Genomic DNA, 26,132 nt, shown 5'->3' on the forward strand with positions numbered 1-26,132 from the left:
TCCACGCCGCCCGCACCGTGCGGGCGGCGTGCCGGAGGCTTAGAAACTAAACGTTGCGCTCAACACCGCCGAGCGGCCTTCGCCAGGAATTGCCCAGCCATTGCCCGCCGTGACAGTCCCTGCGGTGTTGACGGTGAGGTTGTTGCGCACGCTGGTGTAGTACTCCTCGTCGAACAGGTTGTTGACGTTCAACTGCAGGCTGAGCCAGTCGTTGACGCGCAGGCCGACCATCGCGCGGTGCACCCAGTAGTCATCGGTCTTGATGTAGGCGGCCGCCGAGGAATTATTCGGATAGAAACCGCCCTGGTAGGTGACGCCGTAGCCGAAGGTCCACTGGTTGAGCGTGTAGGTGGTCCAGATGTTGCCGGCATTGCGCGGAGTCTGCACCAGCTCGCGTCCGGCCACCGGGTCGCCGGTGAGGCTCTCGGTGCGGTTGGACACGCTCTGCAGCACTTCGCTGTCCAGGAAGGTGTAGTTGGCGAAGATCGACCAGCGCTCGGTCAGGTAACCGGCGGCGCCAAGCGCGACGCCGTCCACGCGCGCCTTGCCGTCCAGCACCTGCTCGGGAATCAGCGGGTCGCCGCTGTTGACCTTGTAGTTTTCGCGCTCATTGCGGAACACCGCAGCGGTCAGTGCCAGGCGCTGGTCCAGCACGTCCCACTTGCCGCCCAGTTCGATGTTGACCGCCGTCTCCGGCTCGACATTGCAGTTGGCGCCGGCGGTGGCAGTGGCGATCGGCGTGCACGAGCCGTTGACCGAGGCCTTGGACGGCGTCTTGCTGTTGGCGTAGGACAGGTACAGGCTGGCGTTCTCGGTCGGCTTGAAGACCAGGCCGGCGCGATACGAGAACAGGTCCTCTTCGCTGCCGGCCGGGAAGCCCGGGCTCACACCGGTGACGTTGCCGGCGGCGTTGACGGTATAGGTGGTGCTGTCGCCTTCGTTGTGCTCGTAGCGGCCGCCCAGGTTGAGCATCCATTGCTCGTTGAATTGCAAGGTATCGAACAGGTACACCGCCTGGTTGGTCAGGCTGCCCTTACTGCGCCCGGTGCGGAAATAGTTCTGCGGGCCGGTCCAGACGTTGTAGGGATTGTCGAAGGACTGCAGCGGATAGGTGATGCCGGTGGTGGAGCCATCGGCATTGCGGAAGGTGGTGCCGCTATCGAGTTCGAAGTCTTCCTTGCTGAAGGCCACGCCAGCGACCACGCGGTGCTCGATGGCGCCGGTATGCAAGGTGGCGGTCAGGTCGGTCTGGCTGTGCGCGATGAAGTTCTCCGTCTCGCGTACCAGGCCGCGCGGGCCGCTGTTCGGATTCCAGCTGGCCGCCGGCTGGCCGGCGCAGGCGCGGCCGGTGTACGGATCGGTGCCGTCGGGCAGGCACCAGGTGCCCTGCAGCGCGGTGGCGTTGGTGGTCTGGTCGACCCGCTGCACGCGCGCCAGGCTGCGCAGCTTGATGTTGTCGTCGAAGTCCATTTCCAGCACGCCGGTCAGCATGTCCACGTCGATGTCCTGACGCGAGGTGTTGCGGTACCCGAAGAAGGTCTCCGGGTCCACGCCCGGCAGCGGACCGTCGTTGAACGGGCTGAGCGCGAATGGCACGCCGTACTGCGGCAGGTTGTTGTCGTGCTGGTGCAGATAGCTCAGGGTGAAGCGGGTATCCGAGCCCAGGCCGAAGGCCACCGACGGCGCAAAGCCCCAGCGATGCCGGAATTCCTCATCGCGCCCCGGCACGTCCTGGGTGTGGCCCATCGCGTTCAGGCGCACGGCGGTGCCGTTGTCGAAATCGTAATTGCTGTCGGCGGTCAGCCGGCCATAGCGGTCGCTGCCGCCACCGACCATAACGTTGGTGAAGTCGCCCTGGCCGGCGGTCTTGGTCACCAGATTGATGTTGCCGCCGACCGAGCCGGCGCCGGACATGGCCGAGTTGGCGCCGTTGATCAGCTCCACGGCCTCGAGGTTGAAGGTGTCGCTGCGGCTGTACTGCGCGCTGTCGCGCACGCCATCGGTGGTGATGTCGCTGCTGGCGGTGAAGCCGCGCAGGTTGATGCTGTCGCCATAGCCGCCGCCGCCTTCGCCCGCGCCGAAGGTGATGCCGGGCAGGGTGCTCAGCACGTCGCGCAGCGACAGCAGGTTCTGCTGGTCCATGGTCTGCTTGGTGACCACGGTGATCGTCTGCGGCGTGTCGCGCAGCACCTCGGTGTACTTGGGCGAGGACGGCTTTTGCGCACGTTCCTGCTGCACCCGGATGGCGTCCAGATCGACCGCGCCCGGAGGCGCCGGCGCATCGCCGGGCTGGGCGAAGGCAGGAGCGGACAGCGTCAGCAGCACGGCCGAGGTGAGCGGGGAAATCCTGGGAGTCATGAGGCGTCTCGAAGAGGAAAGCGAGGCTCCGGCCTGGCGATGGCTCGGCGGATGCGGGATGGGAAGGCAGGTCGGGGAGCGCGCCCGCTAGCCCGAGGCGGACAGTCGGCCCGACCAGTGTCCGGACACACGCAAGCGCTGCGCAGCCAGGCGCATGCGGGGCAAGGTCAGGAAAAACGTGTCGAGCAGGGCTGGGCGCATGGGATCGCAGGGCAGGCCAGTTGTTAAGAAGGCCTGAAGGGCTGAGATCTTAAATGCAAATCATTCTTCTTTGCAATCTTTCTTGGTGCCTGCCATGCCAAGGGACAACCGCGACGCCTGAGGCATCAGGCAGCTGCAGTCCCAAGGCAGAGATGCGTGGGAGATGCGTGTGTCCGCGCCTGCTCGCCGGCCCAACAGCCGCGCTCCAGCCGGCCGCGCTCGCTGACATGGCAGGGGGATTCCCATGCAGGGCGCGAAGCTGCGGACTCCGGGTGTGCATGCAGGACAGCGACCCACTGCAGATCAGCGCCGTGCGTGGCCTCCACTCACGGCTGCCGTAACGCGCGCGGATGCGGCCGCGGTCAGCGGTCGTCGCGGGTCCAGATGCCGCCGTGTTCGCGCTTGACCGGGAACTTGGGCACCGCGGTGTAGGCCGGTGCGCACAGCGGGCGGCCGTCGCGGATGTCGAAGCGGGCGCTGTGCAGCAGGCACTCGATGCTGCCTTCTACGGGGTCGAACGTGCCCGGCGACAATTCATAGTCTTCATGGCTGCAGCGGTCTTCCAGCGCGTACAGCTCGCCGTCGAGGTTGAAGATCACGATCGGGGCATCGGTTACCTCGTCCCAGACGGTCTGCAGCTCGCCGGGCAGCAGCGCCTCGCTGGCGCAGACAAAGGTCCAGGTGTCGCTCACAGCGCTGGGCCGCCGAGCGGTTTTTCCAGCACCTCGAAGCGCAGGTCCTGGCGCAGCGGCACGCCGAAACGCGCGTCGCCATACGGGAACGGCTTGGTGATGCCGGTGCGGCGGTAGCCGCGTCGCTCATAGAACGCGATCAGCTCGGCGCGAATGTCGATCACCGTCATGCGCATTACCGGCAACTGCCACTCGCTGTGGGCGATACGCTCGGCCTCGGCCAGCAGCGTCTTGCCCAGCCCGCTGCCCTGCAGCGCGGGGTCGACCGCAAACATGCCGAAGTAGCCGGCACCCTGGTCGTCGGCGATATGCGCACAGGCCAGCAGGCGCCTGTCCTGTTCGACCAGCAGCACCAGGCTGCGATCGCGCAGCAGGTCCTCGCGCAGGACTGCAGGATCGATCCGCGCGCCGTCGAGAAAGTCGGCCTCGGTGGTCCAGCCCACCCGGCTGACATCACCGCGATAGGCCGAGGTCACCAGTGACACGAGGGCGTCGATATCGTCGACGGTGGCGGTACGGAAGGTGGTGGTCTGCATGGCAGCAGTTTAGCGGGAGTCGGGATTTGGGATTCGTAAAAGCGCAAGAACGCTGTTTCTTATGCCGTGTCGGACGCCTGGATTGCGGCGTTGCTCTGAGTCTTGTCATGGGCAAGTGCGCCAACGCACGGAGGTCTGGCGCACGCGCTGCAGGGTAGCGAAGGGGTCTTCCGAATCCCCAATGCCAAATCTCAAATCCCCGCCGTCAACCCAGCAGGCGACGCACCTTCACCAGCGCAGCGACGAAGCGCTCGATCTCGTCATGCGTGTTGTAGAACGCCAGCGAGGCACGGCAGGTGGCGGCGACGCCGTAGTACTGCAGCAACGGGTGCGCGCAGTGCTGGCCCGAGCGCACCGCGACGCCTTCCAGGTCGAGCAGGGTGGCCAGGTCATGGGCATGCGCGCCTTCGATCAGGAACGACACCACCGCGGCCTTGTCCGGCGTGGTGCCGAAGATGCGCAGGCCGTCGATGCGCTGCAGCTCCTCGGTGAAGTGCGCCAGCAGCTCGGCCTCGCGCGCTTCCACGTGCGCCAGGCCGACCGACTCCAGGTAATCGACTGCCGCGCCCAGGCCGATGAATCCGGCGATGTTGGGCGTGCCGGCTTCGAACTTGTGCGGGGCATCATTGAACACCGTGCCCTCGAAACTCACTTCCTTGATCATCTCGCCGCCGCCCAGGAACGGCGGCATCGCCTGCAGGTGTTCGCGACGCGCCCACAGTGCGCCGGTACCGGTAGGCCCGCACATCTTGTGGCCGGTGATGGCGTAGAAATCGCAGCCGATGCCGGCCACGTCGATACGCCGATGCGGCGCCGCCTGCGAGCCATCCACCACGGTGACGATGCCGCGCTTGCGCGCCTCGCGGCAGATCTCGCGCACCGGATTGACCGTGCCCAGCACATTGGATACATGCGTGATCGCCAGCAGCTTGACCTGCGGCGTCATCGCCTTGCGCAAGGCATCCAGATCCAGCGCACCGTCCGGGGTGATCTCGGCCACGCGAATGGTGGCGCCGGTGCGTTGCGCCACCAGCTGCCACGGCACGATGTTGGCGTGGTGCTCCATGCGCGAGATCAGGATCACATCGCCGGCGCCCAGGCGCGGCAGCGCCCAGGAATAAGCGACCAGATTGATCGCAAAGGTCGTGCCGCTGCACAGCACCAGTTCGTCGGCGCGTACGTTGAGAAAGCGTGCCAGCTTGCTGCGCGCGCCTTCGAAGGCATCGGTGGCCTCGGTGCCCAGCGCATGCACTGCGCGGCTCACGTTGGCGTTCTGGCGACGGTAGAACTCGTCGGTCGCGGCGATGACCTGCAGCGGCTTCTGCCCGGTGTTGGCGTTGTCGAAATAGATCAGCGGCTTGCCATGCACCTGCCGCATCAGCAACGGGAAATCCGAGCGCACGCGCTCCCAGTCCGGCGCGGCGAGGTGCGTGGTGGCGGGCGCGTTCATGCCACGCCTGCCGAGGTCAGTGCGCGATCCAGCTGCAGCGCCAGCACCGCGCCCAGCGCGCTGGGCAGCATGCGCAGCGGCTCGTGGCAGAACGCGGCGCTCAGCAAGCGCTGCGCCTCGGCCTGCGGCAGGCCGCGCGAGCGCAGATAGAACAGGGCATTGTCGTCAAGCTGGCCGACGGTGGCGCCATGCGCGGCCTGCACTTCCTCGGCATCGATCACCAGCACCGGCTGGGTATCGATCTCGGCATTGGCCGACAGCAGCAGGTTCTTGTTCGACAGCCGCGCGTCGGTGCCGTCGGCGCCGGGACGGATGTTGATGCCGCCGTGGAAGACCACCCGGCTGCGATCGGCGCCCACGCCGCGCCAGACCAGCTCGCAGCTGGTGTCGCGGGCGATATGCGCGATACCCAGGCGTGTATCGACATGGCGGCGGCCGTTGCCGAGCAGCACGCCATTGGCGGTGAGCTGGGCATTATTGCCTTCTAGGCGAACGTTGAGCTCGTGGCGCGACAGGTTGGAACCCAGTTCCAGATCCACGCGCTGGTAGCGCGCATTGCGCGCCAGCACCGCGTCGGTGCGCAACAGCGACGTTGCGTGCGCACTGTCGGCCTGCACGCGCGCATGCGACAGCACCGCATCCTGGGCCAGATGGACATGCATCAGGCTGTTGTGCAGATGCGCGGCATCGCCGACATGCAGGTGATGCTCGACCACGTTCAGCGCAGCGCCGGCGCGCAGTTCGATCAGGTGACGGTGATGCCAGGACAGGTCATGCTCGCCGGCCACGCCGATGAAGACCAGGTGCAGCGGCGCCTCGATCTGCGCGCCGTCCTGCACGCGCACCAGCACGCCTTCGTCGGCAAGCGCGGCATTGAGGCGTGCGAAGATTTCGTCGGGTCCTTCGAAACGGCGGCCAAGCAACTGCTGCGCCTCGTCGCCTGCGGCCAGCGACGCGGACAAGGTATCCAGCTGTACGCCGTCCGGCAGCGTCGACAGGTCGCTCAATGCGTCGGACGGGCGGCCGTTGACGAATACCAGCCGCGGCGACGGGATCTCGTCCAGCAACGCGGCGTCGATCAACGTCGGCACCAGCGGCGCGGGCTGGAAGCTGCGCCGCTCCAGCTGCCGCAGCGAGGTGTATTTCCAGGCTTCGGCGCGCGGGCCGGGCAGGCCGGTCTGCAGCGCGGCATCGAGCTCGGCGCGGCGAGCGTCGTTGCCGCTGAAGCCACGGGCGAGGGATTCCAGCAGGGCGCTCATCAGGCAGCCGCCTCGGGCACCACGCGGTCCTTGAGGAAGTGGTAGCCGTGCTTTTCAAGCTCCAGCGCCAGTTCCGGGCCGCCGCTCTGCACGATGCGGCCTTCGGCCAGGACATGCACCACGTCCGGGGTGATGTAGTCGAGCAGGCGCTGATAGTGGGTGATCACCAGGAACGAACGCTCCGGCGAGCGCAGCGCGTTGACGCCATCAGCCACGCTCTTGAGCGCGTCGATGTCCAGGCCCGAATCGGTCTCGTCCAGGATGGCGAGCTTGGGTTCGAGCACGGCCAGCTGGAAGATCTCGTTGCGCTTCTTCTCGCCACCGGAGAACCCTTCGTTGACGCCACGGTGCAGCAGCTCGTCCTTCAGATGCAGCACGGCCAGTTTCTGCCGCACCAGCTTGAGGAACTGCATCGAGTCCAGCTCGTCCTCGCCACGCGCCTTGCGCTGTGCATTGAGGGCCGCGCGCAGGAAGTAGGTGTTGTTGACGCCGGGGATTTCCACCGGGTACTGGAAGGCCAGGAACAGACCGGCCGCCGCGCGTTCTTCCGGCGGCAGCTCGAGCAGGTCCTTGCCTTCGAACTGCACGCTGCCGGCGCTGACCTCATAGCCGTCGCGCCCGGCCAGCACATTGCCCAGCGTGGACTTGCCGGCGCCGTTGGGCCCCATGATGGCGTGCACCTGGCCCGGCTGGATGTCCAGCGACAGGCCCTTGAGGATGTCTTTGCCGGCGATGCTGGCGTGGAGGTTGTTGATCGTAAGCATGGGAATAGGGAATCGAGAATAGGGAATGGGTAATGCGAGACGTTGGCGCGGCAAGGAGCAGGAAAGAGAACCAATACCGATTCTCCATTCCCCACTCCCGATTCCGTCGGCGTCAGCCGACGCTGCCTTCCAGCGAGACTTCCAGCAGCTTCTTGGCTTCCACTGCGAACTCCATCGGCAGCTCGCGGAACACCTGCTTGCAGAAGCCGTCGACGATCAGCGACACCGCGTCTTCCTGGCTGATGCCGCGCGCGCGGCAATAGAACAGCTGATCGTCGCTGATCTTGGAGGTGGTGGCCTCGTGCTCGACGGTGGCGCCGGGGTTCTTCACCTCGATGTAGGGGAAGGTATGCGCGCCGCACTGCTTGCCGATCAACAACGAATCGCACTGGGTGTAGTTGCGCGCGCCATCGGCATTGCGGTCCACCTTGACCAGGCCGCGATAGGTGTTCTGCCCGCGCCCGGCGCTGATGCCCTTGCTGACGATCTTGCTCTTGGTGCGCTTGCCGATGTGGATCATCTTGGTGCCGGTATCGGCCTGCTGACGGTGATGGGTCAGCGCCACCGAATGGAACTCGCCGACCGAATCGTCGCCGAGCAGCACGCAGGAGGGATACTTCCAGGTGATCGCCGAACCGGTTTCGACCTGGGTCCAGGTGACCTTGCTGCGCGCGCCGCGGCACTCGGCACGCTTGGTGACGAAGTTGTAGATGCCGCCACGGCCTTCCTCGTCGCCCGGATACCAGTTCTGCACGGTCGAATACTTGATTTCGGCATCTTCCAGCGTCACCAGCTCGACCACCGCCGCGTGCAACTGGTTCTCATCGCGCATCGGCGCGGTGCAGCCTTCCAGATACGACACATAGGCCTTGTCCTCGCACACGATCAAGGTGCGTTCGAACTGCCCGGTGTGGCCGGCGTTGATGCGGAAATAGGTGCTCAGTTCCATCGGGCAACGCACGCCCTTCGGGATGAAAACGAAGCTGCCATCGGAGAACACCGCCGAGTTGAGCGCGGCGAAATAGTTGTCGCCGACCGGCACCACGCTGCCCAGATATTGCTTGACGATCTCCGGGTGTTCCTTGATGGCCTCGGACATCGAGCAGAAGATCACGCCCTTTTCGGCCAGCTCCTTGCGGAAGGTGGTGCCGACCGAGACCGAGTCGAACACCGCATCCACTGCCACGCCGGCCAGCCGGGCGCGCTCGTGCAATGGCACGCCGAGCTTGTCGTAGGTGTCGAGCAGCTCCTTGGGCACGTCGTCCAGCGAGGCGTACTTCGGGCCCTTGGGCGCGGAGTAATAGCTCAATGCCTGGAAATCGATCGGCGAAACCTTCAATTTCGCCCATTCCGGCATCGGCATCTTCAGCCAGTGCCGATACGCCTCGAGACGCCAGTCGGTCATCCATTGCGGCTCGTCTTTCTTGGCCGACAACGCACGGATGACGTCCTCGTCCAGGCCGGGCGGGAGCGAGTCCGATTCGATCTCGGTGATGAAGCCGGCGTCATAGCGTCGGCCCAACCGTTCGATAATTTCGGCATTCTGCGGGGGTGCAAGTTCGGTGGCCATCGGGCTGCCTACAGGGTCAGGTGGTCGCGACGCGTGCGGCGATGGAACGCCGACGGCCGTCGCCAGGGAGAGAGAGGGGCTGCAACATCTGGGCGAGCGTGACGCGACGCAATGCATCGCCAACCACGTCGTTGATCAGGCGCCAGTTGGAGCGCACCCCGCATGTCTGCGCGATGCCGCACTGGCTGTGGTCCTGGCTGCATTCGGTGATCGCCAGCGGGCCTTCCATCGCCTCGACGATCTCCACCAGCGTGATCTCGCTGGCCGCGCGCGCCAGGCGGTAGCCACCATGCACGCCGCGCAGCCCTTCGACCAGGCCCGCCTGCGACAGCGGCTTGAGGATCTTGCTCACGGTCGGCGGTTCCAGGCCGGCCTGCTCGGCCAGTTCGCTGGCGCTGAGCACCTGCCCGCAGCGCGCTGCCAGGACGGTCAACACGACGGTGGCGTAATCGGTGAGTTTGGTAACGCGCAACATGAGCGAGCAGGAACCTTAAAGCGGACCGAAATTGTACTCTTTCCGGCCGGGCAGGGCCAACCGCCCGGTTCAGCCGCCGGCAAGCGTGCGCCGTTGCGAGCGATGGTGCGCTTGTGCTTGGCGCATCGTCGCACTGCAGTCACAATGAGCGGCCCCATCACTGGACCCCTTCATGTCGCGCAAAGTTGCCGCCCGCAAGTCACGTATCCACGGCAATGGCATGTTCGCCCTCGCCGCGCTCCGCAAGGGCGAGCGCATCATCCAGTACAAGGGGCGTTTGCGCACGCACGCGGAAGTGGATGCCGATGACACCGGCGATGTCGAAAGCGGGCATACCTTCCTGTTCACGCTCAGCGACGACTACGTGCTGGATGCCAACTACGAGGGCAATGTCGCGCGCTGGATCAACCACAGCTGCAATCCCAATTGCGAAGCGGTGATCGAAGAGGCCGAAGGCGACGACCGTAGCAAGGACAAGATCTTCATCGAGGCCAAACGCGCGATCAAGGCCGGCGAAGAGCTCACCTACAATTACGGCATCACGCTGGCCGAGCGGCATACGCCGCGTCTGAAGAAGATCTGGGCATGCCGCTGCGGGTCCAAGAACTGCACCGGCACCATGCTGCAGCCCAAGCGCTGAGCACGCGCGTGCGGCTGCCCACACTGACGCGGCGCACACATCGGTTCACCCACGTGCAACAGCTGCACGACTAGCGTGCGGGCTTCTTTTCAGCAAGGAGTCCCCCATGTCTTATTCGCTCTCCGGCAAGACCATCGCCGTGCTCGCCACCGACGGCTTCGAACAGTCCGAACTGACTGAGCCCAAGCGCCTGCTGGAATCCTGGGGTGCCAAGGTCGATGTGATCGCGCCCGGCGACGCCGCGCAGATTCGCGCCTGGGACAAGACCGACTGGGGCGATTCGGTGCCGGTGGACCAGCGGCTGGACCAGGCCAAGGTCGATACCTACGATGCGCTGGTGCTGCCGGGCGGTGTGCTCAACCCCGACACCTTGCGCGGCGACGCCAAGGCGATCGCATTCATCCAGGCCTTTGCCAGCGCAGACAAGCCGGTTGCCGCGATCTGCCACGGCCCGTGGCTGCTGGTGGAAAGCGATCTGGTGCGCGATCGCGACGTCACCTCGTGGTCGTCGGTCAAGACCGACCTGCGCAATGCCGGCGCACGCTGGCAGGATGCAGAGGTCGTTGTCGACGGGGCGCTGATCACCAGCCGCAAGCCAGACGATATCCCGGCCTTCACCGCCGCGGTGGCCAAGGCCCTGGTGACCTGATCGCGTCGTTGCAATGGTGACAGCATGAAAGCAAAGGCCCGGCGTGGTGGCGCCGGGCCTTTGTCTTGATCCAATCATGGTTCGCGCGACTTTGCGCAACGGCATGACGGCGTACGTCCATGCTGCGTCGCGACCGGTGCGAGGGCCTATTTCCCGGACAGTGCGGCTGCTGGCACCAGTTGCTCGATGTTCTGGTTGAAATTGACCGCGACGCGGCCGTTCTGGATGCCGACCGACTCCACCTGCACATTGCCCATCACCGCCGCGATGGCCGGGTCGATGCGATAGATCGGCTCCTTGCGCGCGTAATCGGCCAGCCAGGCATTGAGCAGCTGGCGGGTGCTTTGGTCGAGTCGTGCGCCGGCGTTGGCCGGGCGGAAGTCATCGATGGTGGGCTGATCCAGGTAAAAGCCCTGCTTGGCGGTGTCGTAGCGCAGTGCGCTGGTCAAGGTCACATTGCCGACCGGTGCGGGCGCGCCGCCGGCGGTGGCCAGCGCCAGATCGAATGCCATCTTGAGCCGGTCGCCCGGCGGCAGCGACAGCGCCGGATTGCTGACCGTCATCTCGACCAGGCCGCCCAGCGCATCATGCGTCTGCGGGAAGCGGCCACCCAGGAACTGCTGCAGGTCGCTGCCCTGCACGCTGATCTGGTGCCCCTGGATCTGCGGCGTCGCCCACGCGCCGGTCGTCGGTAGCGCCAGAGCCAGGGCAAGCAGGGATCCGGCAAGCGAACGCAGTTTCATCGGGTGACTCCGGCAACAGGTGGAGATCACCTTAGTCGGTGCCGGTGAACCGTGGGTTAGCGCAATACCGGGTGCAGGGTGGCCGAATAGATCTCCCAGTCATCGCTGCCGCTGCGCGGCTGCAGCCGGTAGGCGCCGGCCAGGCGTTGGGTGCCGGCCTCGGTGCGCACGATCAGTCGCACCGGTACTTCGATCAGGCGCGGGGGCTGCGCGTGGTCCAGTGCGATGGGCGGGTCGTTGTCGATGCGCATCGACTGGATGTTGGTGATGCTGCGCAGCGCCGCATCGTCCGGTGCCGGCGCAGGGCGACCACCGCTCCACAGTGCATCGGCATCGCCACGTGCCGCGCCGGGCAAGGCGCCCAGATACCGCTGCACGGTTGCGCTTGCTTTGGCGAAGTTGGCGCGCGTGGCGGCTTCGTCAAGGTTGGCATCGGTTGCGGGTCGTGCGGGCGCATCGCCCTCGGTGGCGACCCCTGGCGTCTTGGTTGCCGCCATGACTTGCGAGGACGCTGCCGCGGCGGTTTCTTCGTCAGCGCTGCGATGACAACTGCAACCGGCGATGGCCGCTGCAAACATGACGATCCCCAACCCACGCATGGCGCATCTCCCGTCCCCGATGCGCGCAGTGTAGCGATCACCGCGGCGTCGGTCTCAGCTGCCGGGAGCCGGCTGCACGCGCTGCAGGCGCTCCAGCAGCAACTGCAGTTTTGGCCGCAAGGCCTCCAGCGCATCGCTTGGCTGCGCGCGCGGGCGGGCGGCCAGGTCTTCCAGCAACTGCGAACCGACGGTCAGTGCGGCACATTCGTCGCTGCTCAAATCGCGTCGCAGGTGCAGCTCCTCGAGCAGCCGCATCCAGTCGGCACGTGAGCGCTGTTCGAATTCGATGGTGCAGCGATCGCTGCAGGGGCGGCCATCGCTCTCGATGGGCGTGACCGTAATGCGATAGCGTTTTCGGGACATGGAAAGGGCGTCGTTCCTTGGGCTGACTCCACCATAGGCGCAGCCAGCAACGGCCTCGATAGCGCGGGCCATGACGCAGTGTTCCAGCATGCTCACTGTGCCGGCTGTGGCACGGGTTTGCGCAGCAGCGGCAGCGGATCGTACGCACCGTTGCGCCCATAGACACCATAGTGCAGATGCGGCGGCGTGCCGCGCGCGTTGCCGGTGGTGCCGACCATGCCGAGCCGTGTGCCGGGCTCGACGACATCGCCAACGGCCAGGCCGGCGGCCCAATCGTCCAGGTGCGCATAGTAATGGCGTTCCATCGCCGGCCCGAGCACCCAGACCTGTTTGCCGCCCAGGCCTTGATCGCGGATGGCACTGACCACCCCGCGCGTTGCGGACAGCACCGGCGTGCCGCGCGGCGCGAAGATATCCACGCCGGCATGGCGTCGGTCGCGACCGCGCGGTGCGCCGAAGGTATCGGCGATGCGGCGCGCCTGCACCCCTTCGACCGGTACCGATAACTGCGCCGGTGGCGGCATGCGCGACAGCTCCCAGCTGGTGCGCAGTTGTTCGGCAATCGGCAATTGCCATGCCCAGCGCGCCGCCACACCCAGGACGCACAGCAGTGCAATCGACACCAGCAGGCGGCGCAGGCGACGTGCAGGGCTGCGGGCTGCCGATGGCATCGGTGTGGATGGGCGGGGAGACGACGATGGATCGGTCACATGCACCTGCTGCGTTGCGAATCAGCGCGCAGGGTAGGCAAGTGCCGATGAGCGGCATGTGGGTAGTGAAGCGGGCGGTCACGTGCGCAAAAAAAGACGGCCCGCAGGCCGCCTTCGTGGCACCGGAGGCATGCTCGATTAGAGCGCGGCGTCCTTCAACTTCTTCAGCAGGCGCGCCTTGACCTTGAAGCTGGCCGGCTTCGCTGCAAAGGTCTGCTCTTCCTTGGTGAACGGGTTGATGCCCTTGCGCTTCGGCTTGGCCGGCACGTGGACGCTGGTCAGCTTCAGCATGCCCGGCAGGGTGAACGAGCCGGCGCCCTTCTTGTTCAGCGACGAATGGGCGGCCGTTTCCAGCGACGCCAGAACGGCGCGAACGTCCTTCGGAGCCAGCTGGGTGGATTCGGCAATGTGCGCGACCAGGCCGGTCTTGCTCAGCGCTTCCTTGATCGGCTTCGGCGCAGCGGACTTGGCAGCAGCGGCCTTGGCCGGCTTTGCGGTCTTGGTCGCGGCGACCTTTTTCACTGCCTTCTTGGGGGCAGCCTTCTTAGCGGCGGTTTTTGCCATGAGTTATGTGTTCCGTGATCGTTGGTGGTGTTGGGTCTGCCGACCCGGTCGGCAACGCGAAATGTAGGGCAACTGCTGCGCGCCGCCAATAGGCAAACGATGAAACAACCGAAAAAAAGCGTCTTTTGACGGGGATTCGTTCACCGCTGGCAGAAAACCCCCGCCAACGCGCTGTCGAAGCGGCTGCAATGCGCATGGCGATGCGGTGTCTGACGCACAGCAGCAGGTCGTTTGCGCGAAGGCATGTGTGCTTTTTTGCAGCGCGCTCGGTGCCGAGCGTTGCTCACGGTGTGCTGCCGGCGGTGGCGTTCGCTGCCGCGATCAGCGTTGCTGCGTGGCTATGCCTTGCAGGAGACGTCTGGCGTTTCCGGCTGTTGGTACGCGTACCCGAGGCCTTGCTCGATCCGTCGACCCGCTGCGTTCGCGCTGTTGCTGCCATGTGCGCCAGTCACGTGCGCCGGGTTTTTTCCTGCACCTGGCAGGCGCCGATGCGCGACGCGTCGTGACGGTTCCACCGCACAGTCGCCGTGGCACTCCCGCGCGCGGCACGGCCGGCCGCTGCGAGACATTCCTGCTTTGGATGATGTCCCGTCACCGGTCGACTAATCATTGGCCGCCGACAAGCTGCGGCCGCGTTCGGTCGCTGCGGCAATCGCCTGGGCGGTGAGCGCTTCGAACTGGCCGGCCTGAAAAGTCTCGATTGCCGCCTGCGTGGTGCCGTTGGGCGAGGTCACCCGGCGGCGGAGCAGCTCCGGTGCCTCGCCCGATTCGGTCAGCATGCGCGAGGCACCGAGCAGGGTCTGCAGCACCAGCGTGCGTGCGGTCTCGGCTGGCAGGCCTTGCGCACACGCGGCGGCTTCCATCGCTTCGGCCAGCAGGAACACATAGGCCGGACCGCTGCCGGAGACCGCGGTCACCGCGTCCATCTGCGCTTCGTCGTCGATCCAGACGGTGACACCGGCGCTCTCCAGCAAGCCGGTTGCCTGCGCGCGTTGCTCGTCGGACACGCGGGAATTGGCATACAGCCCGGTGACGCCGGCACCGAGCAGCGCGGGCGTATTGGGCATCGCGCGCACCACCGCAAGGTTGCCGCCGGACCAGCGCTCCAGCTGCGGCGCGGTGATGCCGGCGGCGATGGACAGCAGCAACGGCTGTTGCGCCTGCGCAAGATCGGCCAGCTGCGCGCATACCGCCGGCAGCACCTGCGGCTTGACCGCCAGCACCCAGACGGCTGCGCCCTCCACCGCGCTGCGCGCCTGCTCCACGGCATGCACGCCGAAATCGCGCGCCAGCGCATCGCGCAGTTCGGCCACCGGCTCGGCGACGCGGATGCTGGCAGCGGGGACGCCTTGCCGGATCAGCCCGGCAATCAGGCTGCGCGCCATGTTGCCGCCACCGACGAATGCGGTGAGCGCAGCGGCAGCAGGCGAGGGCGCGGGGGCGGAGGGCAGAGTCATTGCGACACCTTAAATAAGAGGGAGCAGGATAAGAGGGCGCAGCGACGCTGCGCGCGGCTGACCGGAAGGAATGCTCAGGACGCTGCGGCAGCCGATGAAGCGCGTTCGCCGAACAAGGCAGTTCCCACCCGCACCATGGTCGCGCCAGCTGCGATCGCTTCGGCAAAATCCGAACTCATGCCCATCGACAAGGTATCCACCTGCGGGTAACGGCGCTTGAGGTCTTCGAACAGGTTCTGCATGCGGGTAAACGCCGCCATGCGGCGCGCCTGCTCGGGAAACGGCGCGGGGATCGCCATCAGGCCGCGCAATTGCAGCTGCGGTTGCAGCGCGATGGCCGCGGCCAGGCCGTCGACCGCCTCCGGCGCGCAGCCGTGCTTGCTGTCCTCGTCGTCGATATTGACCTGGATCAGCACATTCAACGGTGCGCGATCGGCCGGGCGGTGCCTGGCCAGCGGTGCGATCAGCTTGGCGCGGTCCACGGTCTGCACCCAGTCGAACCACTGGCTGGCCAGTTCGGCCTTGTTGGATTGCAGGTGGCCGATCAGGTGCCACTCCAGTCCCAGCGTCTGCAGCCGGGCGATCTTGGTTTGCGCTTCCTGCACGTAGTTTTCGCCGAACGCCCGCTGGCCCTGCGCCGCCAGCGCGGCAACCGCATCCGCCGGCCGGGTCTTGGACACTGCCAGCAGGCGCACATCGGCGCGCGCGTGCCGAGCCGCGGCGGCGTGGATGGCATCGAGAATCTGCTGCAGCGACGAAGCCGGCACGTGGCAATCCAGGCGGGAAAGGAACGCTATAGTGCCGCCCCCGGCAGCGTCCTTCCAGCCGGGTTGCCGAATCGGGCCGGCCAAGGACGCTGCACTGGCGCGCGGCGGTGCCGGGACCGGCCGCAGGCGTGGCGAGCCGGCAGTCGATGCCCGAGCCGGACCAGGCAAGGAGCGTGCCCGCACCGCAGCCCCAAACCAACGCCTTCAGGCCCGCCCGATGGTGCCGGCCTGAACCGGCCGCGCGCCGCTTCCCGCCGGCAGCCAGAACGCTATACTGCCGCTTGGGGAGTAACTTCCAATCGCAGCCTAGGGGAAAAGCAGCGCATGGATATCGCTGAACTATTGGCGTTTTCTGTCAAGAACAAGGCATCGGACCTGCATCTGTCGGCTGGCTTGCCGCCGATGATCCGTGTCGATGGCGATGTCCGTCGCATCAATATTCCGGCCCTGGACCACAAGCAGGTGCACGCGCTGGTCTACGACATCATGTCGGACAAGCAGCGTCGCGATTACGAGGAATTCCTCGAGGTCGACTTCTCGTTCGAGATCACGTCGCTGGCGCGCTTCCGCGTCAATGCGTTCAACCAGAACCGCGGCGCCGGTGCGGTGTTCCGTACCATTCCGTCCGAAGTGCTGACGCTGGAGGACCTGGGCTGCCCGCCGATCTTCCGCCAGCTGATCGACCAGCCGCAGGGCCTGATCCTGGTCACCGGCCCGACCGGTTCGGGCAAGTCGACCACGCTCGCCGGCATGATCGACTACATCAACAAGAACGAATACGGCCACATCCTCACCGTCGAGGATCCGATCGAATTCGTGCATACCTCGCAGAAGTGCCTGATCAACCAGCGCGAAGTGCACCGCGACACGCACGGCTTCAACGAGGCGCTGCGCTCGGCGCTGCGCGAAGACCCGGACATCATCCTGGTCGGCGAATTGCGCGACCTGGAAACCATCCGCCTGGCGTTGACCGCCGCCGAAACCGGCCACCTGGTGTTCGGCACCCTGCACACCAGCTCGGCGGCCAAGACCATCGACCGCATCATCGACGTGTTCCCGGCCGGCGAAAAGCCGATGGTGCGCTCGATGCTGTCCGAATCGCTGCGTGCGGTGATTTCGCAGGCATTGCTCAAGAAAGTGGGCGGCGGGCGCACCGCCGCCTGGGAAATCATGGTCGGCACCCCGGCCATCCGTAACCTGATCCGCGAGGACAAGGTGGCGCAGATGTACTCCTCGATCCAGACCGGCCAGCAATACGGCATGCAGACGCTGGACCAGCATCTGCAGGACCTGGTCAAGCGCAGCCTGATCACGCGCAACCAGGCACGCGAATACGCCAAGGACAAGCGGATATTCGAGTAGCCGGGATTCGGGATTCGGGATTCGCAACGGCGGCTCCCGGACCGGACCCCGCTCTTGCGAATCCCGAATCTCCACTCCCGACTCCCTGCTCCCGAGGAGCACGCCATGAGCACCATCGACTTCACCTCCTTCCTCAAGCTGATGGCGCACCAGAAGGCGTCGGATCTGTTCATCACCTCGGGGATGCCGCCGGCGATCAAGGTGCACGGCAAGATCAGTCCGATCACCCAGACGCCGCTGACCGCGCAACAGAGTCGCGACCTGGTGCTGAACGTGATGACGCCGTCGCAGCGCGAAGAATTCGAAAAGACCCACGAGTGCAATTTCGCCATCGGCGTGTCCGGGGTCGGGCGCTTTCGCGTGAGCTGCTTCTACCAGCGCAACCAGGTCGGCATGGTGCTGCGCCGGATCGAAACGCGCATCCCCACGGTGGAGGAGTTGAGCCTGCCGCCGGTGATCAAGACGCTGGCGATGACCAAGCGCGGGATCATCATCTTCGTCGGCGCCACCGGTACCGGTAAATCGACCTCGCTGGCGGCGATGATCGGTTACCGCAACCAGAATTCCACCGGGCACATCATCACCATCGAAGACCCGATCGAATTCGTGCACAAGCACGAGGGCTGCATCATCACCCAGCGCGAAGTCGGCATCGATACCGACAGCTGGGAGAACGCGCTGAAAAACACCCTGCGCCAGGCGCCGGACGTGATCATGATCGGCGAGGTGCGCACCCGCGAGGGCATGGATCACGCCGTGGCCTTTGCCGAAACCGGCCACCTGGTGCTGTGCACCCTGCACGCCAACAACGCCAACCAGGCGATGGACCGCATCATCAACTTCTTCCCGGAAGACCGGCGCAACCAGCTGCTGATGGATCTGTCGCTCAATCTCAAGGGCGTTGTCGCGCAGCAGCTGATTCCGACCCCGGATGGTCGCGGCCGGCGTGTGGCGATGGAGATCATGCTGGGCACTCCGCTGGTGCAGGACTACATCCGCGACGGCGAGATCCACAAGCTCAAGGAGATCATGAAGGAGTCCACCAACCTGGGCATGCGCACCTTCGATCAGAGCCTGTTCGAGCTGTACCAGGCCGGCGAAATCAGCTACGAAGACGCGCTGCGCTACGCCGACTCGCAGAACGAGGTGCGCCTGCGCATCAAGCTCTCGCAGGGCGGCGACGCCAAGACCCTGGCCCAGGGACTGGATGGCGTGGAGATCGCCGAGGTTCGTTGAGCAATTGCAGGCGTGCTGCCGTGGCCGATGGCCGGGGCATGCGCGGAAGCAGGATGGCCTGCGCCGGGCGCGGCGTGTTGCTGACTGCAGCTGTCCGGTGCGCGATGCCAGCGGCGGATGGCGCCGCAGCGACACGGGCGCAGCGGAAGGCGCGGACGGTGTGATGTTTCAGATGTAACCAGGTGCGCCGATAGTGTCTAATATCCGCACCCCACCGCAGTGCCCAGACCCGTGAGCCTTCCCGATTCCGATCTCCGTCCGGAGCAAGAGCCGTTGCCCGACGACGGTGCCGTGTTCACCTCCGGCCCGCTGACGCCGCCGCCGGATTCGGCCGGTACCAGCGCCGATGACCACGCGTATCACCACTCGGTGGCCGAGGATGCGCAAGGCATGGTGCTGGCGACGTTGGTGGCATCGCTGGGGCTGGCGATCTTTGCCAAGGGCGGCCTGATGATCGGTGGCATGGCCGGGGTGGCGTTCCTGCTGCACTACGCGTTGCACTGGAATTTCGGCCTGGTGTTCGTGCTGGTCAATCTGCCGTTCTATTGGTTGAGCGTGCGCCGCATGGGCTGGGAATTCACCTTGAAGACCTTCGCTGCGGTGGGCGCCTGCGGGGCCTTGACCGACCTGCTGCCTCGTTGGGCCGACTATGCGCACATGAGCACATTGTTTGCCGCAGTGGTGGGCGGTGCGTTGGCCGGGCTGGGCATTCTGTTCTTCATTCGCCACCGCGGCAGCCTGGGCGGCATCGGCATCCTGGCGGTGTACCTGCAGCGCGAGCGTGGCTGGAGTGCGGGCAAGGTGCAGATGAGTTTCGATGCGATACTCATGCTAGTCGCGTTCTTCGTGCTGACGCCGGACAAGGTACTGTATTCGGCCATTGGCGCGCTGATGCTGAGCCTTGTGCTGATGTTCAACCACCGGCCGCACCGCTACATGGGCGTGTGAGCGCGCAGCGGAATTACACGACCTCCTCGCGCGCCGGGCAGTCTGTGGGCAGGTCCAGTCGCTGCATCAGGCCGCGCGCATCGAACGGTGCGTGCACCTTCATGTCGTTGTCGAAATAGCAGTACACGTCGCGCCGCGCGCGCTTGCTGGCACGCGGCCCGACACGCTGCGCATCGGAGGGCTCACCGCCTGCGGCCCAGGCCGCGATCCGCTCGCCCCAGCGGTCCAGAGCGTGGTCACTGTAGCCGCTGGCATACAGCTGCGCGTCGCCATGCAGCCGCAGGTAGACAAAGTCGGCAGTGACATCCTCCAGGTACGGAAACTTGCCTGCAGTGTCGGCCACCACCACGCCCACCTTGTGCTTGCGCAGCAGCTTCATGCAGGACGGGTCGCAGAAGCTGGAATGGCGCATTTCCAGCGCATGCCGTAGCGGGCGCTTGCGATCGACGCTCAAGGCCATGCGCCCATGCATCAAGGTGGTGTCGCGTTTGCGCGCCAGGGTGAGTGCCGCCTCGGTGTCGTGCGGCAGGTTGGAGAGAAATGCATCCAGCACCGCTGCGTCAAAGCGCAGGCTTGGCGGCAATTGCCACAGGATCGGCCCTAGCTTTGGCCCCAGCCGCAGTACGCCGGACGCAAAGAAGTTGGCCAGCGCCTGTTCGCAATCGCGCAGCCGCTTCATATGCGTGACAAACCGCGGTCCTTTGACCGCGAAGACGAAGTCGTCCGGCGTCTCGTCATGCCAGCTCTGGTAGCTCTCCGGCCGCTGCAGCGAATAGAACGAGCCATTGATTTCCACGCTGGGAAAACAGCGCCCGGCGTAGGCCAACTCGCGCCGCTGGGCCAGGCCAGTCGGGTAGAACGTGCCGCGCCAGCGTGCATAACGCCAGCCTGAAATGCCGATGCGGATGCTCATGTGCCGACCATGCCGCAACGGGTGTGCAGTGATCGTGGATGCTGCGGCAAGGCCGCGTCATCTAGTGCGCCGCGTGCGTGCGAGTGGATAAGCGGGACGGCATTGTCGAAACGATCGCGCCGCTGCAAGGCGGGCGCGGCCGGTGCGCGGAGTAGGCATGGAGCGCGCCCCCGGTACCCGCCTGGTGCGCCATCACTGTCTGGCTGGCGGCGCGTTGCGTGCGGTCAGTCTTGTGAGGAATCCACAGGCGCTGCGGTGATCAATGTAATGCCGCTGCGCTCGCGCGTTGACAGCAGCGGCAGGTTCGCAAACTGGTTGCCGGGCGCGTCGTAGAGCCACAGCACGCAGCACTCGGTATTGGCGCTTTGGAAGCTACTGCGGAACGCCACCACGCTGGCGCCGTAGCAGTCGCTGCCGTGGCGCACGCCAAGATCGGCGACAAAGTCGAACGTGTAATGCCCGGCGTCATGCCATGGCCATTGCGCCTGCAGCTCGGGGTCGCTGCTCTCGGCGGGCGTCGGGCAGCGTGCATCTGGATCAGGCGAGCGTTGCCGGCCTTGCGCATCCAGGCGCAGGTGCTGCAACTGGGTGTCTACCGCGGCACGCATCGCCGGGTGTTGCGCCAGCCAGTCGTCCGCTTGGCGTTCCTCGGGCAAGCGCTCGGCAGCAGCCTTGCGCGGCGCCGCCAGCGTGTGCTGGTAGGGTAGCGGATCTGCAGTACCTGGGTTGGGTGGCGCTCGGCGGGCAGCGGCGACAACGGGCGCGACAGGGCCAACGTGTCCTGGAAATAATCGCCGTCGCGGTAGGCCGCATAGCTGCGTCCATCGATGCGTAGCCAGTACAGCGCTTGGTCGCCACCGCGGCCGCTGATGCTGAATCCAGCGTCCGCTCCTATATCCGCTGGTGTCCCTGTGGGCGTGGGGGCGGCTGCGCGGAAGCCATCGTTATGACCCGCAGCACTGTGATTTGGGTAAATAGACCGGTGCCGCCCACATAGGCGTCATCCAGCAGATCGCGTTGGCCGTCCTCGTCCAGGTCGATCAGGGTGTAGTGGTGGCTGCGGTTCTCGGAGAGATCGTCTGCTTCGCTGGTGGTGCGCGTGCGGTAGGCTTGCAGCGCGTGCCACTCGGCATCGGTGACGCCGGCCGGCTGCGTGGGTGGCACCGCCTCGGATGGGTCTTCCGCCGGATCCGGGCTCGCAATGTCGAAGCTTTGCCCGCTGGTAGCGGCGTAGCGTTTCATCACGGTGTCGATGGGCGTGGGGTCGCTGGCCGGCACGGCGGCAATGTCACGGCGCAACTGGTCCAGCACCTGCGTCAGCGAAAGCCCAGGCACCTTGTGCGCGTCTGCCTGCGGCACTGCCGCGGCGAAGGCAATCAGCAACCCGCCAATGCTCAGCGAGCAGCGCAGGCGAGAGGTGTGATGCGGTGTGGCCGCGGCACGAAGTGCTGGCGCCTCGCACGCGGCACGCAGGGTGTTGATCACGCGCTGCGCATCCAGGGCGGCGACAGTGCCTGAATGTCCGCAAATACCGGGCACTCGGGATGGTGCGCGCCGGGCAGGTAGCCCAGGCTCATCAGGAATTCGCCAGTGATCTCGCCGCCGGTGAAGCGGAAGGTCTTCTTGAACAGCTTGACCCAGGCGGCTTTGTCGAGCGGGTGCTGCGCGTCCAGCCATTGCGCGAAGCTGCCGTGCGTGGCGCGCAGCTGCTGGATGACCTGCGCGTTGTGGATGGCCGCCAGCACCTTCAAGCGGTTGCGGATGATGCCGGCATCGCCGAGCAGCCGTGCGATGTCGCTCTCGCCATAGGCCGCCACCGTGTCCACGTCGAAGCCGCCGTAGGCGCGCTGGAAGTTGCCGCGCTTGCGCAGGATGGTTTCCCAGCTCAGCCCGGCCTGATTGATCTCCAGCACCAGGCGCTCGAACAGCTCGGACTCCTCGCGTTGCGGAAAGCCGTACTCGTGATCGTGGTAATGGCCGTGGACCGGATGGCCTGGGGCGATGCTGCAGTAGCCGCTCATGAGATGCCTGTTGTTGATGGACCGGTTGTAGGTGGACCGGCTGTGAGTGGACCAAGGGCCGGCGCTGTGGCCGGGAATCCGATGCACGGCCACAGCGACCGAACAGCGACGCGTGGGTGGATAGATCGACTGCCGTACCGGAGCAGATCGATCGCGGTAAGGCACAGCCTGTAGGGCCGCTGCGCAGCCGCCAGCAATCTGAATGGGCCGGCCTTGCCTGCCGGACCATCGGTGGCGTCTGCAAGGTCCAAGTCCATCGGCCACATCGGCAGTCCAATGACGCCCGCGTGCAGCAAGTATGGCAGCGGCTCTGCGCGCGGCGAAGCGAACGGCTAGAATGCGGCCATGTCCGTTTTGCCCACGCCTCTGGCCAACCAACTGCTGATCGCGCTTCCGGCGCTGTCCGATCCCACCTTTTCGCGTAGCGTCGCGCTGATCTGCCAGCACGACGAGAACGGCGCCATGGGCGTGCTGGTCAACCGGCCGTCCGAGTACACCCTGGGCGAGGTCCTGTCGCAGATGGGCATCGACACCGTCGACGAGCACCTGCGTGAGCAGGTCGTGCTCAGCGGCGGGCCGGTGCACCCGGAGCGCGGTTTCGTCATTCACGACGATGCGCGCGACTGGGATTCCAGCCTGGAAGTGGGGCAGGGCGTGTACCTGACCACCTCGCGCGACATTCTCGAAGCCATGGCGGCCGGCGAAGGCCCGCGCAATGCGCTGGTGGCGCTGGGCTGTGCCGGCTGGGGCGCGGGGCAACTGGAATTCGAACTGGGCGAGAACAGCTGGCTGACCGCGCCGTCGGACGCCAACGTGCTGTTCGCCACCGCGCTGGAAGATCGCTGGCAGACCGCTGCCGGGCGCATCGGCGTGGATCTGTTCCGGCTGACGGATTATTCCGGGCATGCCTGAGGCGGGCGCGATCCGCCCCGATGGCACGGTGCTGGGCTTCGACGTGGGGTCGCGCCGGATCGGCGTGGCGGTCGGTACCGCATTGGGTGCCGGTGCGCGTGCAGTGGCGGTCATCCCTGTGCATGCGAATGGCCCGGACTGGGTCGCGCTGGACCGCGTGCACAAGGAATGGCGCCCCGACGGCCTGGTGGTCGGCGACCCGCTCACTCTGGACGACAAGGATCAACCGGCACGCAAGCGCGCACATGCCTTTGCCCGCCAACTGCGCGAGCGCTATGCGCTGCCGGTGGTACTGATCGACGAGCGCTCCAGTTCGGTCGAAGCTGCGCAGCGCTTCGCGCGCGAGCGCGCCGACGGGCGCAAGCGCCGCCGCGATGCCGAGGCGCTGGACGCGATGGCGGCCGCGGTGATCGTCGAACGCTGGTTGGCCGCGCCCGACCAAGCCACCCTTCTTCCCTGACACTCCCGACCTGCGATGACCACCATGCAACTCGATTCGGACGGACGCCTGCGCCACCTGCTTACCCTGGAAGGACTGCCGCGCACCACGCTGCTGCAACTGCTCGATCGTGCCGGCCAGATCCGCGACGCGGCGGTGGGGCGCGTAGGCAAGCGCAGCGTGCTCGCCGGCACCGCGGTGTGCACGCTGTTCTTTGAACCGTCCACGCGCACGCGCAGCTCGTTCCACCTGGCTGCGCAGCGGCTGGGCGCGGACGTGCTCAACTTCGATGCCTCGACCTCCTCGACCCGCAAGGGCGAGACCGCACGCGACACCTTGAAGAACCTCGAGGCGATGGGCGTGCGCGGCTTTGTGGTGCGCCATCCCGACGACGGTGCGGTGGAAGCGCTGGCCGCGGCCGCAGGCGAGGGCACCGCGCTGATCAATGCCGGTGACGGCCGCAGTGCGCATCCCACCCAGGGCCTGCTCGACATGCTGACCCTGCGCCAGGCCAAGGGCACCGATTTTTCCAAGCTCAAGGTGGTGATTGTCGGCGACGTGAAGCACTCGCGCGTGGCGCGCTCGGACCTGCATGCACTGCGCACGCTGGGTGCCGGCGAGATCCGCGTCTGCGGTCCGGCCAGCCTGCTGCCCGACGACGACATGCTGGACGGTTGCGTGGTCGGCCAGGACTTCGACGCCATGCTGGACGGTGCCGACGCCTTGATGATGCTGCGCCTGCAGCGCGAGCGCATGGAAGAAGGCCTGGTGCCGTCGCTGGAGCAGTATCACGCCGACTACGGACTCACCCGCGAGCGCCTGGCACGCGCCGGCCGTGACGCTGCCGTGCTGCATCCGGGCCCGATCAACCGCAGTGTGGAAATCACCGACGAAGTCGCCGACGGCGCGCAATCGTGCGTGCTGCGCCAGGTCGCCAACGGCGTGGCGGTGCGCATGGCCGTACTGGAAACCCTGCTCGGCTGAGCGAGCGCAGCAACGCGGCCGCGGACCCGCAATGCGGTCGCGGTCGCCGCCGGCCGAGCGTCTTCGCGCAGACGCTCGCAAAGCCGTTGCCATCAGAACGCGCACGCGGCCTGCTCTTACGATTCCCGATTCCCGATTCCCGATTCCCGATTCCAGCCACCACGCCATAACATCCACTCGCCTATCGTGACCGCTCCTTTCATCGCAGGAGATCGCAATGGGTATTTCACGTCACGCCACCGCTCACTGGGAAGGCGACCTCAAGACCGGCAAGGGCCAGCTCAGCACACCGCAGAGCGGGCTGATGGACAAGACCCGCTACGCCTTCAGCAGCCGCTTCGGCGACGAGAAGGGCACCAACCCGGAAGAACTGATCGCCGCCGCGCATGCCGGCTGCTTCACCATGGCGCTGTCCGCTCAGCTGAGCGAAGCCGGTTTTCCGCCGACCTCGCTGGACACGCGTGCAGACGTGGACCTGTCGATGGAAGGCGGCCCGCAGCTGTCGCAGATCCGCCTCAAGCTCACCGCCGTGGTGCCGGGGATCGACGAAGCCAAGTTCCGCGAGCTGGCCGACACCGCCAAGAAGAACTGCCCGGTGTCCAAGGCGCTGAGCGCGGTGCCGATCAGCCTGGAAAGCGAGTTTTCCAACCAGGCGTGATCCCTGTGCGTGCGCCGGCGATGGTGGCCGGCGTACGCAGCTGGCGGCGACCTGAATAGGGCTTTGCAGGGGCGGTTCGGTTCAGGGCGGTTTCACTGGCGCAGGCCGAGCATCGGCTGCGTGTCCTCCCTGTGAAGCTGCTGCAATGAAAACTCTCGTGCTTGGTGCTCTGGTGGTGGGTCTGGCCGTTGCAGGCAATGCAACCGCGCAGCGCTATGACGGCGGCTACAACGGACGTGGCAACTACGAGGATGGTCGCTACGAATATGCGCGGGTGGTGCGCGTGGACCCGATCATCGTCACCGATACGTACAACGAGCGCAGCAGCGAACGTTGCTACAACCGCCCGGCCGACGGCTACTACACCAGCAACGATGGCTATTACCGCGATGGCGGCAGCTACGGCCAGACCGGCGTGTCCAATCGTGGGGTGGCCAGCGTGATCGGCGGAATCGCCGGTGCGGTGCTCGGCAGCCAGGTCGGTGGCGGCAATGGCCGCCTGGTCGGTACCGCTGTCGGCACCATGGCCGGCGTCGCGGCAGGCCGCTCGATCTACGAAGCCAATAACCGCAACTACCAGGGCAATGTCAGCGTCTGCGAGCCGGTGTCCTACCGCCGCGAGCGCGATCGAGTCGATGGCTACGACGTGACGTACGAATACGCGGGCCGCACCTATCACACGCGTAGCGACTACAACCCGGGCGATCGCATCCGCGTACGCGTGGACGTGCGTCCCGACTGAGCGCCGCGGCATCGCGCCGTGCTCGGGCGATCTCCATCAGCCGCTTGAATGACGAAAACGCTGTGGGAGGCCACAGCGTTTTTCGTTTCGACCCAGGCGCGCGTCAGCCGCAGGATCAGG

Annotated in this window: 27 protein-coding genes and 1 pseudogene; 10 read left to right on the forward strand and 18 right to left on the reverse strand. The window is 66.1% G+C overall.

Annotated features, from left to right (window positions below; genetic code table 11):
* Positions 1–39 precede the first annotated feature (39 nt).
* From EO174_RS13995 to EO174_RS14030, 8 genes are all read right to left on the reverse strand, one after another.
* Positions 40–2,358: a TonB-dependent siderophore receptor gene (locus EO174_RS13995; protein WP_126945112.1), complete on the reverse strand. Its 2,319-nt coding sequence runs from the start codon at positions 2,356–2,358 to the stop codon at positions 40–42.
* 563 nt (positions 2,359–2,921) lie between these two features.
* Positions 2,922–3,251, reverse strand: coding sequence for a non-heme iron oxygenase ferredoxin subunit (locus EO174_RS14000; RefSeq protein ID WP_104583076.1), 330 nt, complete (start codon positions 3,249–3,251; stop codon positions 2,922–2,924).
* Positions 3,248–3,787: a GNAT family N-acetyltransferase gene (locus EO174_RS14005; protein WP_119127821.1), complete on the reverse strand. Its 540-nt coding sequence runs from the start codon at positions 3,785–3,787 to the stop codon at positions 3,248–3,250. Before EO174_RS14005 ends, EO174_RS14000 begins: the two co-directional genes overlap by 4 nt.
* A gap of 205 nt (positions 3,788–3,992) precedes the next feature.
* Positions 3,993–5,237, reverse strand: coding sequence for a cysteine desulfurase (locus EO174_RS14010; protein ID WP_126945115.1), 1,245 nt, complete (start codon positions 5,235–5,237; stop codon positions 3,993–3,995).
* Positions 5,234–6,496, reverse strand: a complete 1,263-nt coding sequence (gene sufD, locus EO174_RS14015) for a Fe-S cluster assembly protein SufD (RefSeq protein ID WP_126945118.1) — start codon at positions 6,494–6,496, stop codon at positions 5,234–5,236. Before sufD ends, EO174_RS14010 begins: the two co-directional genes overlap by 4 nt.
* Positions 6,496–7,260, reverse strand: coding sequence for a Fe-S cluster assembly ATPase SufC (gene sufC / locus EO174_RS14020; RefSeq protein ID WP_054591439.1), 765 nt, complete (start codon positions 7,258–7,260; stop codon positions 6,496–6,498). Before sufC ends, sufD begins: the two co-directional genes overlap by 1 nt.
* A 112-nt stretch (positions 7,261–7,372) precedes the next feature.
* On the reverse strand, positions 7,373–8,830 hold the full coding sequence (gene sufB, locus EO174_RS14025; RefSeq protein ID WP_104583080.1) for a Fe-S cluster assembly protein SufB: 1,458 nt from the start codon (positions 8,828–8,830) through the stop codon (positions 7,373–7,375).
* Positions 8,831–8,846: 16 nt separating this feature from the next.
* On the reverse strand, positions 8,847–9,305 hold the full coding sequence (locus EO174_RS14030) for an SUF system Fe-S cluster assembly regulator (RefSeq protein ID WP_115677640.1): 459 nt from the start codon (positions 9,303–9,305) through the stop codon (positions 8,847–8,849).
* 172 nt (positions 9,306–9,477) lie between these two features.
* On the opposite strand from EO174_RS14030, the gene EO174_RS14035 reads away from it, so the two are divergent.
* Together EO174_RS14035 and EO174_RS14040 are read left to right on the forward strand one after the other, a co-directional pair.
* Positions 9,478–9,945 carry an SET domain-containing protein-lysine N-methyltransferase gene (locus EO174_RS14035; RefSeq protein ID WP_016902346.1) on the forward strand — a complete coding sequence of 156 codons (468 nt, stop codon included), beginning with the start codon at positions 9,478–9,480 and terminating at the stop codon, positions 9,943–9,945.
* Between the two features lie 106 nt (positions 9,946–10,051).
* Entirely contained in the window at positions 10,052–10,594 is a 543-nt protein-coding gene (locus EO174_RS14040; protein WP_126945121.1) for a type 1 glutamine amidotransferase domain-containing protein, read from the forward strand.
* Between the two features lie 146 nt (positions 10,595–10,740).
* On the opposite strand, the gene EO174_RS14045 is transcribed toward EO174_RS14040, so the two are convergent.
* The 7 genes from EO174_RS14045 to EO174_RS14075 all read right to left on the reverse strand — a co-directional run bounded on the left by EO174_RS14045 (position 10,741) and on the right by EO174_RS14075 (position 15,797).
* Positions 10,741–11,337 (reverse strand): DUF1439 domain-containing protein, encoded by a 597-nt coding sequence (locus EO174_RS14045; RefSeq protein WP_104583083.1) that lies wholly within the window; start codon positions 11,335–11,337, stop codon positions 10,741–10,743.
* Between the two features lie 56 nt (positions 11,338–11,393).
* On the reverse strand, positions 11,394–11,834 hold the full coding sequence (locus EO174_RS23070; RefSeq protein WP_241240014.1) for a hypothetical protein: 441 nt from the start codon (positions 11,832–11,834) through the stop codon (positions 11,394–11,396).
* 156 nt (positions 11,835–11,990) lie between these two features.
* The gene (locus EO174_RS14055; RefSeq protein ID WP_104583084.1) at positions 11,991–12,299 is read right to left on the reverse strand and encodes a DUF3861 family protein; all 309 of its coding nucleotides are present in this window, start codon (positions 12,297–12,299) and stop codon (positions 11,991–11,993) included.
* A 92-nt stretch (positions 12,300–12,391) separates the two neighbouring features.
* Positions 12,392–12,970, reverse strand: coding sequence for a M23 family metallopeptidase (locus tag EO174_RS14060; protein ID WP_115677637.1), 579 nt, complete (start codon positions 12,968–12,970; stop codon positions 12,392–12,394).
* Positions 12,971–13,147: 177 nt separating this feature from the next.
* On the reverse strand, positions 13,148–13,573 hold the full coding sequence (locus tag EO174_RS14065; RefSeq protein WP_104583086.1) for an HU family DNA-binding protein: 426 nt from the start codon (positions 13,571–13,573) through the stop codon (positions 13,148–13,150).
* Between the two features lie 602 nt (positions 13,574–14,175).
* Positions 14,176–15,030: a pyrroline-5-carboxylate reductase gene (proC, locus tag EO174_RS14070; protein ID WP_126945124.1), complete on the reverse strand. Its 855-nt coding sequence runs from the start codon at positions 15,028–15,030 to the stop codon at positions 14,176–14,178.
* A gap of 74 nt (positions 15,031–15,104) precedes the next feature.
* Positions 15,105–15,797: a YggS family pyridoxal phosphate-dependent enzyme gene (locus tag EO174_RS14075; protein WP_119131209.1), complete on the reverse strand. Its 693-nt coding sequence runs from the start codon at positions 15,795–15,797 to the stop codon at positions 15,105–15,107.
* A 324-nt stretch (positions 15,798–16,121) separates the two neighbouring features.
* On the opposite strand from EO174_RS14075, the gene EO174_RS14080 reads away from it, so the two are divergent.
* From EO174_RS14080 to EO174_RS14090, 3 genes are all read left to right on the forward strand, one after another.
* Positions 16,122–17,159, forward strand: coding sequence for a type IV pilus twitching motility protein PilT (locus tag EO174_RS14080; protein WP_104583089.1), 1,038 nt, complete (start codon positions 16,122–16,124; stop codon positions 17,157–17,159).
* A gap of 105 nt (positions 17,160–17,264) precedes the next feature.
* Entirely contained in the window at positions 17,265–18,395 is a 1,131-nt protein-coding gene (locus EO174_RS14085; protein WP_016902355.1) for a PilT/PilU family type 4a pilus ATPase, read from the forward strand.
* Between the two features lie 273 nt (positions 18,396–18,668).
* The gene (locus tag EO174_RS14090; protein WP_164739170.1) at positions 18,669–19,343 is read left to right on the forward strand and encodes a YitT family protein; all 675 of its coding nucleotides are present in this window, start codon (positions 18,669–18,671) and stop codon (positions 19,341–19,343) included.
* Between the two features lie 13 nt (positions 19,344–19,356).
* On the opposite strand, the gene EO174_RS14095 is transcribed toward EO174_RS14090, so the two are convergent.
* The 3 genes and pseudogenes from EO174_RS14095 to EO174_RS14105 form a co-directional block, all read right to left on the reverse strand.
* Positions 19,357–20,256 carry a DUF72 domain-containing protein gene (locus EO174_RS14095; RefSeq protein WP_126945127.1) on the reverse strand — a complete coding sequence of 300 codons (900 nt, stop codon included), beginning with the start codon at positions 20,254–20,256 and terminating at the stop codon, positions 19,357–19,359.
* 224 nt (positions 20,257–20,480) lie between these two features.
* A pseudogene (locus EO174_RS14100) lies at positions 20,481–21,741 on the reverse strand (hypothetical protein).
* On the reverse strand, positions 21,738–22,277 hold the full coding sequence (locus EO174_RS14105) for a DNA-3-methyladenine glycosylase I (RefSeq protein WP_119127834.1): 540 nt from the start codon (positions 22,275–22,277) through the stop codon (positions 21,738–21,740). The pseudogene EO174_RS14100 and the gene EO174_RS14105 overlap by 4 nt, the downstream one beginning before the upstream one ends.
* A 345-nt stretch (positions 22,278–22,622) precedes the next feature.
* Between EO174_RS14105 and EO174_RS14110 the strand changes: the two genes are divergently transcribed.
* The 5 genes from EO174_RS14110 (at position 22,623) to EO174_RS14130 (ending at position 26,012) form a co-directional block, all read left to right on the forward strand.
* On the forward strand, positions 22,623–23,189 hold the full coding sequence (locus EO174_RS14110; RefSeq protein ID WP_047126906.1) for a YqgE/AlgH family protein: 567 nt from the start codon (positions 22,623–22,625) through the stop codon (positions 23,187–23,189).
* Positions 23,182–23,649 (forward strand): Holliday junction resolvase RuvX, encoded by a 468-nt coding sequence (gene ruvX, locus EO174_RS14115; protein ID WP_104583092.1) that lies wholly within the window; start codon positions 23,182–23,184, stop codon positions 23,647–23,649. The genes EO174_RS14110 and ruvX overlap by 8 nt, the downstream gene beginning before the upstream one ends.
* Positions 23,650–23,664: 15 nt before the next feature.
* Entirely contained in the window at positions 23,665–24,612 is a 948-nt protein-coding gene (locus tag EO174_RS14120) for an aspartate carbamoyltransferase catalytic subunit (protein WP_126945130.1), read from the forward strand.
* Positions 24,613–24,829: 217 nt separating this feature from the next.
* Complete coding sequence (locus tag EO174_RS14125) at positions 24,830–25,270, forward strand: OsmC family protein (RefSeq protein WP_104583095.1); 441 nt, start codon at positions 24,830–24,832, stop codon at positions 25,268–25,270.
* A 145-nt stretch (positions 25,271–25,415) separates the two neighbouring features.
* Entirely contained in the window at positions 25,416–26,012 is a 597-nt protein-coding gene (locus EO174_RS14130; protein WP_164740208.1) for a glycine zipper 2TM domain-containing protein, read from the forward strand.
* Positions 26,013–26,132: the final 120 nt, after the last annotated feature.

This window comes from Xanthomonas sp. BRIP62418 (assembly GCF_003993495.1).
GTDB lineage: Bacteria > Pseudomonadota > Gammaproteobacteria > Xanthomonadales > Xanthomonadaceae > Xanthomonas > Xanthomonas euroxanthea.